This window comes from Sneathiella chungangensis, from assembly GCF_009882935.1.
GTDB lineage: Bacteria > Pseudomonadota > Alphaproteobacteria > Sneathiellales > Sneathiellaceae > Sneathiella > Sneathiella chungangensis.
This window is the reverse complement of sequence record NZ_WTVA01000015.1, coordinates 46097-58537: the sequence shown is the minus strand read 5'-3', so window position 1 is coordinate 58537 and position 12441 is coordinate 46097. Positions and strand designations below refer to the sequence as shown.

8 protein-coding genes are annotated in these 12441 nt (G+C 57.4%); 6 read left to right on the top strand and 2 right to left on the bottom strand.

Translation table 11 applies throughout. From position 1 onward, the window contains the following. Positions 1 to 97: 97 nt before the first annotated feature. Both GQF03_RS13280 and GQF03_RS13275 read left to right on the top strand, forming a co-directional pair. Positions 98 to 1285, top strand: a complete 1188-nt coding sequence (locus GQF03_RS13280; RefSeq protein WP_161339783.1) for an acyl-CoA dehydrogenase family protein — start codon at positions 98 to 100, stop codon at positions 1283 to 1285. A 39-nt stretch (positions 1286 to 1324) separates the two neighbouring features. Further along, positions 1325 to 2866, top strand: a complete 1542-nt coding sequence (locus GQF03_RS13275; RefSeq protein WP_161339782.1) for an acyl-CoA synthetase — start codon at positions 1325 to 1327, stop codon at positions 2864 to 2866. 66 nt (positions 2867 to 2932) lie between these two features. On the opposite strand, the gene GQF03_RS13270 is transcribed toward GQF03_RS13275, so the two are convergent. Beyond that, a complete protein-coding gene (locus tag GQF03_RS13270; RefSeq protein ID WP_161339781.1) occupies positions 2933 to 4138 on the bottom strand; it encodes an acetyl-CoA acetyltransferase in 1206 nt (401 codons plus the stop codon). Between the two features lie 2 nt (positions 4139 to 4140). Then, positions 4141 to 5610, bottom strand: coding sequence for a hydroxymethylglutaryl-CoA synthase family protein (locus tag GQF03_RS13265; protein WP_161339780.1), 1470 nt, complete (start codon positions 5608 to 5610; stop codon positions 4141 to 4143). Between the two features lie 225 nt (positions 5611 to 5835). Between GQF03_RS13265 and GQF03_RS13260 the strand changes: the two genes are divergently transcribed. Genes GQF03_RS13260 through GQF03_RS13245 form a run of 4 tightly spaced genes read left to right on the top strand, consistent with a single transcriptional unit; the run spans position 5836 to position 12392 of the window. Further along, positions 5836 to 7458, top strand: a complete 1623-nt coding sequence (locus GQF03_RS13260; RefSeq protein ID WP_161339779.1) for an acyl-CoA carboxylase subunit beta — start codon at positions 5836 to 5838, stop codon at positions 7456 to 7458. Between the two features lie 53 nt (positions 7459 to 7511). Next, on the top strand, positions 7512 to 9515 hold the full coding sequence (locus GQF03_RS13255; RefSeq protein WP_161339778.1) for an acetyl/propionyl/methylcrotonyl-CoA carboxylase subunit alpha: 2004 nt from the start codon (positions 7512 to 7514) through the stop codon (positions 9513 to 9515). Positions 9516 to 9540: 25 nt separating this feature from the next. Further along, positions 9541 to 10335: a TIGR03084 family metal-binding protein gene (locus GQF03_RS13250; protein WP_206376001.1), complete on the top strand. Its 795-nt coding sequence runs from the start codon at positions 9541 to 9543 to the stop codon at positions 10333 to 10335. A gap of 26 nt (positions 10336 to 10361) precedes the next feature. After that, positions 10362 to 12392, top strand: coding sequence for an NADPH-dependent 2,4-dienoyl-CoA reductase (locus GQF03_RS13245; RefSeq protein ID WP_161339777.1), 2031 nt, complete (start codon positions 10362 to 10364; stop codon positions 12390 to 12392). Positions 12393 to 12441: the final 49 nt, after the last annotated feature.

Below are 12441 nucleotides of genomic sequence, written 5' to 3'. Positions count from 1 at the left end.
AGGCCTTTTACAAATCCGAGAAAACGGGCATGATGTGCGCATAAAGCGATTTCCGCGCCAAGACGGACAGGCTAAAAGAAGAAGAAGGAACAAGCGAATGGCCCCCTCCTATGAAAACGGAGAAAACCCGTTTGACTTCGACCATCGCTATCATGGTCCCCATTATACCGAAGATCATCATGCCTGGCGCGCGGCGCTTCGTGCCTTTGTCGATCAGGAGATCATCCCCCATGTGGACGACTGGGATGAGGCGGGAGAGTTTCCGCGGGACCTTTACAAAAAGGCGGCAGCCGTTGGGCTTTTGGGGCTCGGCTATCCGGCGGAATATGGCGGTACGCCCGTTGACGCGTTTTTCAATATTATCACCTCTGAAGAATTGGCCCGTATCGGCGCCGGCGGTATCAACGCAAGCCTGATGGTCCACAGCATCGGCCTGCCGCCGATTTTCGCGACCGGTTCGGATGAGATGAAACGCAGGATTGCGCCGGCAGTGCTCGCGGGCGAAAAAATCCATGCGCTCGCGATCACCGAGCCGTCAGGTGGCTCCGATGTCGCCAACCTCAAGACACGCGCTGTCGCCGATGGCGATGACTATATCGTCAACGGATCGAAGATGTTCATAACAGGCGGTATGCGCGCCGACTATTACACCGTGGCAGTCCGCACCGGCAGCGAAGGGAAGGACGGTGTCTCCCTGCTTCTGATAGAGCGCGATCGGCCGGGATTCACCCGCACACCGCTCAAAAAGCAGGGGTGGTGGGCGTCCGATACGGCGGCGCTTTATTTCGATGATGTCCGGGTTCCGAAAAGTAACCTGATCGGAAAGGAAAACCGGGGTTTCATCGGCATCATGACCAATTTCAACAGCGAGAGGCTGGGGATGGCGGCGGGGGCCAATGCCGCCGCGCGGGTATGCCTTGAAGACGCGCTGACCTGGGCCCGCGAGCGCATGACCTTTGGCAAAAGGCTCGCCGATCATCAGGTGATCCGCCACAAGTTCGCCGAGATGGCCCGCAAGATCAATGCGACGCAAGCCTATCTGGAACAATGCGCCCTTCGTGTGCAGGCTGGTGAACGGCCGGTCGCCGACCTTTCCCTGTTGAAAGTTCAGGCCAGCCAGACCATGGAATTCTGCGCGCGTGAAGCCATGCAGATCCTGGGGGGCGCGGGGTACATGCGGGGTTGCCGGGTGGAGCGGATTTACCGGGAAGTTCGGGTGATGGCGATCGGCGGCGGATCGGAGGAGATCATGCGTGACCTTGTTGCGCGTCAGATGCAGATATAAAGACAAAAAATCGAACAAAAATGCGATCGGGAGGGAAATATGAGCGTAACGCATTATGACTGGCTGGCCCATCATGCCGAAAGAATACCGGATAAGGACGTCTGGGTAGACCTGCATTCGAACCGGCATTTCACCTACCGGGAGGCGAATGACCGGGCCCTGCGCCTCGCGGTACATTTCCAGAGGAATTGCGGGGTAGAGAAGGGCGACCGGATCGGTGTCCTTGCCATGAATTCCACGGATATGCTGGAAATCCAGGCGGCTTGTGCCAAGATAGGCGCGATATTCCTTCCTCTCAACTGGCGTCTGACGGTCAGTGAGCTCGATTTCATCATCCGGGACGCGGCGCCGGACGTTCTGATCCATGACAGGCAATTTGCGACCGAAATAAAAGAGCTAAAAGAAAAGACCGGTGTACCTTATACGTTGGAGACCACGGGCGGCGGCGGAAATACGCCCTATGAAGCGGCGATTGCCGCCGCGAGCCCGTCTCCCGTTCTCGCCACCGTCACCCATGACGATGTCTGGACCATCATGTATACCTCGGGAACGACGGGCCTGCCCAAGGGTGCGATGAACACCTATGGCATGGCGTTTTACAACGCCGTTAATCTGGGCGTGCCGACCTATTTTACCCCGAATGCCAAGACGCTCACCATTCTGCCGCTGTTCCATACGGGCGGGCTCAACTGCTACAGCTCGGTTGCACTTTATTTTGGCGGAACGACACTGGTCATGCGTGCTTTCGATCCCGGCGAATGCCTTCGGCTGATCAATGACCCGGAGGTCGGCCTGACCCATTTCTTCGGCGTGCCGGCAAACTATCTCTTCATGAGCCAGCATCCCGATTTCAAGACAACGGAGTTATCGCGTCTTGTCTGCGCCGGTGTTGGCGGGGCCCCGACGCCGGTGCCGCTTCTGGAAATCTACAAGTCGCGCGGCCTGGCGTTGCAGCAAGGCTACGGCATGACGGAGACGAGCCCGACGGTGACGGTTCAGGATGCGGCGATGGCGTTCGGCAAGCCTGGCTCCGCCGGCAAACTCGCCATGAATGCTGAAGCGCGCATTGTCGATGAAAACGGCAATGACGTCCCGCAAGGAAAAACCGGAGAACTCTGGGTAAAGGGACCGAACATTACTCCCGGCTACTGGAACCGGCCGGACGCGAACGCCACGACGATAACTGATGGCTGGCTGCATACCGGCGATGCCTGCCGGGTCGACGAGGAGGGGAATTACTATGTCGTCGATCGCTGGAAGGACATGTATATCTCCGGCGGAGAAAACGTCTATCCCGCGGAAATTGAAAGCGTGCTGTTCAAGATGCCGGAGATCGCCGATGTTGCCATTATCGGTGTGCCGGATGATCGATGGGACGAAGTCGGTTGCGCCGTGGTTGTCGTGGCGCCGGATCAGACGCTGGCCGCAGACGACGTAATCCTCTTCTGTCAGGACAAGCTTGCGCGTTACAAGATCCCGAAACATGTGGTGTTTAAAACGGAACTGCCGCGGAACGCGACGGGGAAGGTTTTGAAGAGGGTTCTGAAAGAAGAGATCGGGGATCTTCGCAAATCCGCTTGAGCACTCTTTAAATATTCTTCAGGCTGCCCGGGAGTGGAGGCAGCCTGAAGAGGTCAAGGAAAAGAATTATGCGCCTTCTTTTCCAACAATAGTGATCGAACAGACGTTCTGGTGCGGGAAGCCGCCGAGATTGTGGGTCATCCCGAAAACCGGCTCCTCACTGCGCTGACGCTCGCCCGCGCGGCCCTGCATCTGCAGATACATTTCATAGATCATGCGAAGACCCGATGCGCCGATCGGATGGCCGAAGCATTTGAGGCCGCCGTCAATCTGGCACGGCACCTTGCCGTCCGCGTCATAGAAACCGTCCATGACATCCTTTACCGCCTTGCCTTCATCGGAAATGTACAGATCCTCCATAGTCACGAGTTCGGTGATGGAGAAGCAGTCATGAACCTCGAACATGCTGATCTGGTCGCGCGGCTTGGTGATGCCCGCTTCCTTATAGGCGCGGTTGGCGGCTGCCCGCGTGGTGACGAAATAGCTGCCGTCCCAGGAATTGTGCTGCGATTCCGTGCCGTTTGAGGCGGAAAGCTGCAACGCCTTCACGGTAATAAGGTCCGTCTTGCCGAGGGACCGGGCGATCTCCGGCGTCGTGACAATCGCACAGGCAGACCCGTCGCTCACTCCGCAGCAGTCAAACAGCCCGAGCGGTTCCGCAATCATCGGCGCGTTCATGACCCTGTCTTCGTTGATCTTGTTGCGAAGATGCGCCTTCGGGTTTCTCGATCCGTTGTCATGGCTCTTGACGGAGATATGGGCCATCGCCCGTTTCATATCTTCCTTGCTGACCCCGTGCTTCGCCGAATAGGCGGAGGCGAGCTGCGCAAAGGAACCCGGGGCAGAGGCATTTGCCCAGAAAAGATCATTGACGGAGCCGCGGTTGCGCTGCGGCAGGCCGCCATATCCTGTGTCTTTCAGCTTTTCGACGCCGAGAGCCAGGGCAATATCGCAGGCACCCGACGCGACGGCATAGACGGCGCCGCGGAAGGCTTCCGACCCGCTGGCGCAGTAGTTTTCCACGCGTGTGACCGGTATATTGGGAAGGCGCAGGGCCATCGAAAGCGGAACCGCGGATTTCCCCACATGTTCTTCTTCAATGGCCGTCGCGAGCCAGGCGGCTTCGATCTGGCTTTTCTCGATACCGGCATCCGCGAGGGCTTCGACATAGGCCTCGATCATCAGATCTTCGGCATTGTCGTTCCAGCGTTCGCCAAAACGCGAGCAGCCCATGCCCAGTATGGCAACCTTGTCTTTAATTCCTGAGGCCATCGTTATTCTCCTTTGTTTGAAGCGCCTGCCGGGGCCGCTTTCCAGAAATAGCGCCTGAACCCGCGCTTGTTGTCATAATCCTTGATCCGGAACATCATCCGCATGGGCATTCCCACCTTGATGTCGGTTTCCGGTGAAATGTCCGTGAAATCGCTCATCAGGCGGCCGCCCTCCTCGAACTGAATCATGCCGTAATAGGCGGGTGGGTCCGGAGAGTAGGTCAGCCGGTCGGCGGTAAAGGAATTCACCTTGGAAATACGCTCCGCGAAGGGATAATCTTCCTGTGTGCCGATCGCGCCGCAGTTTTCATTGACGCACATATTGGATTTCGGAAACTGAGCGGTCCCGCATTGGGAGCATTTGCCGCCCACCATTGCCTGCGCCATCCCCTTGTTCCGATAGAGCGTCGTCAGGCCGGTTTTCTTGTCCGTTTCCGCCCGAATGCCCCGCTCCAGATTGACGAGGTCGTGGAAGGCAAGAAACTTGCTGTAGTTGGTTTCCGGATAACGACGGGCGAGATAGCCGGAAACGCCTCTGCGCGGCGAGAGAGTTTTTATCTCCTCTGTCACTTCGAACAGGAGCGCATCGCTGCCCTGACCAAAGCTCGCGACGAGAATTTTGTCGCCTGGCTTGCTGTTCTGAAGCGCCAGCGCCAGCATGACCACTGAATGCGCGGTCCCCGTTTCGCCGCAATTTTCCTGAAGATTGTCCGCGACCGCACTTTCAGGAAGACCGATTTTCTTGGCAATCGCCCCCGCGACCCCGCGGGCCGCGACCGGAAAGCAGAAAGTCGTAATGTCTTCCGGCTTCACGCCTGTTTCATTAAGAAGCGCGGAAATGGCCGCCGGAACGATCTTGAGATAGCCTTCATCACGGATCCAGCGTTCTTCCCAACTGTAATCGAAGTCTTCGTTTTCGCCGCGGAAATGATCGACGAAATCGACGGCTTCTGTATGCGATCCGAGAAGACGGGCGATGACTTTGCCCTGTCCGACCAGAAAGGCCGCGGCGCCATCGCCTGATGTCATTTCAAGCGGGCTTGCTGCACGGGTTTTGCGTTTTTCTGCCGCCGTGAAGAGGATGGGTCCACTGCCTCCCTTGGCAACCTGCAGGGCGACGGAAAGAGACGCGGTCCCGGCCCGCTGCGACGATGCGAAATCGAGCGTCTGAAGACTGCTTTTCAGATTGAGGGCATCGGCGACGATCCCTGCATTCTGACGGTCCGTGAACGGAAAGGTTGTTGACGCCATATAGACGGCGGAAACCTGATCACGATCAGAGTCGGCAAGACAGTCCCGCGCGGCCTCCACTGCCATGGTTACGCTGTCTTCATCCCAGTTCGCCATCGCGCGCTCGCCTTTGGCCAGCCCCTTCAATCCGGGGTTGAACCATGCATGTGCTTTGGCGATTTCGCTGCGTTGCAATCGGCTTTGCGGGATATATCCCCCGTAGGCCAATATTCCTACTTCCATTTGGAGAGGCTCCTTTTTTATTTTTTCTTAGTGCCACATTTTTTGTCGCAGGGTTTTTCTTTGGTTTTTCCCGCGCTGTCCAACCGGACCGGCCTTAGTGTAAAACGACTGTCCGCCTAACGCCAGAAAATTCAGCGCGCCGCCGGCAATTCGGATTTTTTGCTTAACGGTCCAGACTTTCCTATGCTATTCAAGAAAGAAAAAAATAAAAATCGGGAGTTCTGAATGGCCGTTTTCACTTCCAAAATCGTCACCTCCTCCGACAGTTTTGCAACCAACCGCCAGGAAATGCTGGCGCTTGTTGACGAGCTTCATGCGTTAAAGGACCGGGCAAAGCAATTGTCCGAGCGCCGGCGCGACCGGTTTGAGGAGCGCGGACAACTCACGCCGCGCGAGAGATTGGTGCGGCTGCTCGATCCGGGGATGCCGTTTCTGGAACTGTTCGGCCTTGCCAATTACTGCGTTGATACAAATGACCGCGAGAAAAGCATACCCGGCGCGAGTTCGCTTGCCGGAATCGGTTTTATCAAAGGTGTCCGCTGTATGATCTGCGTCAGCGACAGCGGCATCAATGCCGGTGCCATGACCCAGAAATCGGGCGAGAAGCTTCGAAACTGCCAGGATATCGCGATCGACAAGAAACTCCCCTTTGTTCATCTGGTGGAGAGCGCGGGCGCCAACCTTCTGAAGTACCAGGTGGAATCCTGGGCCCATGGTGGCGGGGGATTTCAGCGGCTCGCGAAGCTGAGCGCGGCCGGTATCCCGACCTTCGTCGTTTTGCATGGTCCGTCGACGGCCGGCGGCGCGTACTTGCCGGGCATGAGTGATTATGTGATCGGTATCAAGGGGCGTGGCCGGGCGTCCCTTGGCGGCGCGGCGCTTGTGCGGGCGGCGACGGGGGAAATTTCCGATGATGAGGAACTTGCAGGCTCGGAGATGCATGCGACCACGACAGGTCTTGTCGAGTATCTTGCCGAGGATGATGCAAATGGCCTACTTATTGCCCGCGATATCATCGGCCGCCTCGGCTGGAATGACAAATGCCCAAAGCCGGAGATTAAAAATTTCGCGGAGCCGTTATATGATCCCGATGAAATAGCCGGCGTCGTTCCGGTAGATTACCGCAAACCCTATGATGTCCGCGAGGTTGTTGCCCGGCTTGTCGACGGATCGGACTTCGAGGAATTCAAGCCGCGCTATGGCTCCACCCTTGTCTGCCTGCAGGCGAGTATCTTCGGGCAGGCTTGTGGTATCGTCGGCAATAACGGCCCGATCGATCCCGACGGCGCGGCCAAGGGCGGGCAGTTTTTCCAGCTTTGCGATCAGGCGAATATACCGCTTGTCTTCCTCAACAACATCACCGGCTACATGGTCGGCAAGGAATATGAGCATAAGGGAATGATCAAGCATGGATCGAAAATGATCCAGGCGGTCTCCAACGTCCGCGTGCCAAAAATAACGCTTTATATTGGGGCGAGCTTCGGCGCCGGGAATTACGGTATGGCCGGCCTTGCGTATGAGCCGGACTTCCTGTTCGCGTGGCCAAATGCCAAGACCGGCGTGATGGGCGGCGAGCAAGCGGCGCTCACCATGGATCAGGTCGCCAGAAGCGGCGCGGAGCGAAAGGGTGTTCCGGTTGATGAAGAGGCGTTGGCCGCGCAGAAAAAGCGTCTAATCGAACATTTCGACAATCAGGCGGACGCTTTCTACACATCGGGCCGTCTTCTGGATCAAGGTGTCATCGATCCGCGTGACAGCCGGAAGGTCATCGGTTTTGCGTTGCAGACCTGCTGGGAGGCGCGCAACAGAACCCTGCAGCCCAACAGCTTCGGTGTTGGCCGGCTTTAATCTCGGGCAGACTCCGTAAAGAACCATGAAAAAGAACAGGTAGGCCCGGAAAAATGAGAAAATTTAACAGCATACTGGTTGCCAACAGGGGCGAAATAGCGGTCAGGGTGATGAAGACGGCCAAAAGCCTCGGCTATCGGACCATCGCCGTTTATTCAGAGGCGGATGCCGCCGCGCTGCATGTACGGATGGCGGATGAGGCGGTGCTGATCGGGCCTGCGCCGGTGCAACAATCCTATTTGGACAGCGCGAAAATATTGGCCGCCGCCAGGGAAGCGGGTGCCGAGGCGATCCATCCGGGCTATGGCTTCCTCTCCGAAATCGCTGACTTTGCGCGCGCCTGCGAAGCGGCCGGGATCGTGTTTATCGGCCCGACCGCCGAGGCGATCGATCTGATGGGGAACAAGGCGGCGGCAAAACGGCGAATGATTGCGGCGGGCGTGCCCTGCGTCCCGGGCTATGAAGATAAGGATCAGTCCGATGCGACCTTGATAGCCGCCGCAAAGAAGATCGGATTTCCGATCATGGTGAAGGCGGCTGCGGGCGGCGGCGGACGTGGCATGCGACTCGTTCATGAGGAAAAGAAACTTGCCGGTGCGTTGGGTTCCGCGCGGTCGGAAGCCCTCAACGCGTTTGGCTCTGACGAACTTATTCTCGAAAAGGCGATTGTCGAGCCACGTCACGTTGAGATCCAGATTTTCGCTGACAGTCATGGCAACGTCATTCATTTGGGCGAGCGTGATTGCTCCGTCCAGAGACGGCACCAGAAAGTGGTCGAGGAAGCACCCTGTCCGGTCATGACGCCGGAACTTCGCGTAAAGATGGGCGCGGCCGCGGTGGAAGCGGCGCGGAGCATTGATTACCGTGGTGCGGGTACTGTCGAGTTCCTGCTTGATGCGGAAAACAACTTCTACTTTCTCGAGATGAACACCCGCCTTCAGGTCGAGCATCCTGTGACAGAGCTCGTCACCGGGCTTGATCTCGTGTCCCTGCAAATTCAGGTTGCGCAAGGGGAGCCTCTCGATCTTGAGCAATCCGAAGTGAAACTTCAGGGACATGCGATAGAAGTCCGTCTTTATGCCGAAGACACGACGCAGGATTTCCTTCCCTGCACCGGTAGAATTTCGATCTGGCAGCCCGAAGAAGGGGACGGCATCCGCTTTGACGCGGGCATTGACGAGGGCCAGGAGATTTCTCCCTTTTACGACCCGATGATCGCCAAGGTAATCGCATACGGCGAGAACAGGGAAGTCGCCCGGCATCGCCTTATCGAGGCACTTAAGAATACGGTTCTTTTCGGCCTGACGACAAATCGCGGGTTCCTCATCGATATATTGAATGAGGAAACCTTTGCGAAAGGGCAGGCGACGACAGCCTTCATCGGCGATCTCTTCGACGCGGACCGTCTTGCCGCGAAGACACCGACGGAGGCCGAAATGGCGATGGCAGCCGTATTATTTTACCAGATAGAGCGGGACCGTGCGAAGGCGGAAGCACTATTCGCGAGCGATCAGCTGATGGATTGGTCGAGCGGCGGGGCTTTGCTGACACGCTATGTTTTCGGCGCCGATGAGAACAGGACGGACGTGACGGTGTCGCCCAAGCGCACAGGCGGCTACGATGTCGTTGTCGGGGAAACACCGCATTTTGTCGAGGTTATGGGACGGAGCAAGTCACGCGCACAACTGACCGTCGACGGCACTCGCAAGCGCCTGCATTGCGAAGCCCCGTCCGACGGCGTGCTGGACATTACGGACGATGGCAAAACGCTGCGGTTCGTCAATGAAATTGCCTTTCCTCTGACCGCGGTAACGGCGGCCGGAAGCGGGCAGGTGAGTGCGCCGATGCATGGCACGTTGCTGGAGGTATTCGTAAAAATCGGTGACACGGTTGAGGTAGGCACGCGGCTGGCGGTACTGGAGGCGATGAAGATGCAGCATGATATCCTAGCCGAGGTGGCGGGCGTCGTTCAGGAAGTGATTGCGTCGGCGGCGAGCCAGGTATCCGTCGGTGATCTTCTCTTTGAGATCGAAGCGGCGGACGACGACGGAAAATAAATGAAAAGGGAAGGAAACCGAGCCGATGTTGAAAGAAGCCTATGATTTCAGGGATGAAAGCGAAGCCCTTTATCAGCTGATTGAACCACTTGGCGATGCCGATTACGACCGGGTGACGCTGTTCCGCGACTGGACGGTCAATGACGTCATCCAGCATTTGCATTTCTTCAATTATGTCGCCGACCTTACCCTTTCGGACGAGCCGGAATTCAGGCGCGTCTACGGTGAACTGAAGGCGATCCAGGAAAAAACTGGCTCGCTCGTCGCATCGACGGACCAGATGTTGAATGGCCTGAAAGGCGTCGCACTCCGGGATGCCTGGCGGGAATATTATGTGGCGATGGCCGACCGGTTTTACGCGGCCGATCCAAAACAGCGGCTGCAATGGGTGGGTCCCAGCATGAGCGCGCGCTCCAGCATTTCCGCCCGTCTAATGGAAACATGGTCGCACGCCCAGGAAATATACGATTTGCTCGGGGTCGAACGGGTGAACAGGGACTTGATAAAAAGCATTGCGGTTATGGGAATGAATACCTTTGGCTGGACCTTCATCAATCGCAAGGAAGACGTGCCGGAGCCGGTCCCCCATGTTCGTCTGACAGCGCCCTCCGGTGCGATTTGGGAATGGAATCCGGAAAACGCGACGGATAAAATTGAGGGTGACGCGGCGGAATTCTGTCAGGTCGTTACGCAGACCCGCAATGTCGCCGATACCAACCTGAAAGTTACCGGAGATATCGCGACGCGGTGGATGTCCGTCGCGCAATGTTTCGCCGGGCCCGCGCGCAATCCGCCCGCACCCGGAACCCGACATGCGTAAGCCCGATAAAAAGCTTGGAAGAAAAAATGACGCATAGCAAATACCCAATCCTTTTCTCGCCGCTCGACCTTGGCTTCACCACGATCAAGAACCGCGCCCTTATGGGATCCATGCATACCGGTCTTGAAGAGCTGGAAAACGGATTTGAGCGGATGGCCGCCTATTTCGCCGAGCGGGCGCGCGGCGGCGTTGGACTGATCATTACCGGCGGCATTTCTCCCAATCTGGAAGGCGGCGCCGGCGCCAAGCTCTCCAACGATGACGAGGTCGCGGAACACCGCCTTGTAACGGAGGCTGTTCATGGCGCCGATCCTGAGGTGAAAATCTGCATGCAGATCCTGCATATGGGGCCGCTTGCGCGCAACGAGAATCCGGTGGCCCCGTCGGCGGTCCGTTCCCGTATCGCCAGCCATACGCCGCGCGAGCTTGATGCGGCGGGAATTGAAAAGCAGATCAGTGATATCGTGAATTGTGCGGTTTGTGCCCAAAAGGCCGGATATGACGGCGTCGAAGTTATTGGCTCGGCCGGCTATCTGCTGAGCACCTTTCTGGTCGAAAAAACCAACCTCAGGACCGATGAATGGGGCGGTTCATACGAAAATCGCATGCGCTTTCCCCTTGAGGTGATGCGCCGGATTCGCGAGGCTGTCGGACCGAATTTCATCCTGATTTTCCGTATTGCGGCGATGGACATGCTGCAAGGCGGGATGTCCTGGGAGGAAATTGTTCTACTTGCCAGGAGAATGGAAGAAATTGGTGTCAATATCATCAGCACGCATTTCACCTGGCATGAATCGGCGGTGCCGACGATAGCAACCATGGTGCCCCGGGCGGCATTCACACAGGTAACCGGCCGCCTTAAAAAAGAACTCACTATCCCACTGATCACCAGTAACCGCATCAATATGCCGGATGTTGCCGAAGCGGTGCTTGCGCGGGGGGATGCAGACATCGTCTCGATGGCGCGGCCAATGCTGGCAGACGCCGATCTCGTGAAGAAGGCGTTCGAGGGCCGGGAGGACGAAATCAATACCTGTATCGCCTGCAACCAGGCCTGCCTCGATCATACATTCAATGGAATGGAAGTGAGCTGTCTCGTCAACCCGCGCGCCTGCCATGAAACCAAGCTGAATTACGAACCGACGACAGCGGCAAAGAAAATTGCCGTTGTCGGGGCGGGTCCGGCGGGGCTGGCATATGCCGAAGTTGCGGCGCGGCGGGGCCATCAGGTGACTCTCTTTGACGCCGCATCGGAGATTGGCGGGCAGTTCAATCTGGCCAAGCGGATTCCGGGCAAGGAAGAGTTTTATGAGACCATTCGCTATTTCAACAAAATGATCGAGAAACGGAAAATCGATCTCCGGCTTAATAAGAAAGCCACCGCAGACATGCTGGCAGATGGCGGTTTCGACAAGGTCGTTGTCGCCACTGGTATTTCCCCGCGCATGCCCGATATCGAAGGCATCGACCATCCCAAGGCTGTCAGCTATATCGATGTGATCAAGGGCCTGAAGCCGGTGGGCCGGAAAGTCGCGATCATGGGCGCGGGCGGGATCGGGTTTGACGTTGCCGAAAAAATCACCCACGCCGGTAAATCTTCCGCGCTTGATGTCGATATCTTCGCGAAGGAATGGGGGATCGATTTCGAAAACCATCCGCGCGGCGGGGTCACCGGTGTTGAACCCATTGTCGCCCGGGCGGATCGGGAAGTCACTCTTCTGCAACGCAAAACGACGCCCGTCGGACGTGGACTTGGCAAGACGACGGGCTGGACCCACCGGATTACACTCGCCCGTCGTGGCGTCAAGATGATCAACGGGGTCGAGTATCTCAAGATCGACGATCAGGGGCTTCATCTTCGGATTAATGACCAGTATGAAATCCTGGATGTGGATACGGTGATCATTTGCGCCGGGCAGTTGCCCTTGCGCGATCTTTTCGACCAGCTTGTCGAGCTGGGCATCGAGGCCGATCTTGTCGGTGGCGCCTATGAGGCGATGGAGCTTGATGCCAAGCGGGCGATCAATCAGGCCAGCTATCTAGCAGCCGCCGTCTGATCTGAAGTCTGGCGTCTTCGGTCGGAAGCAAACGAGCGCCGCCAAGACG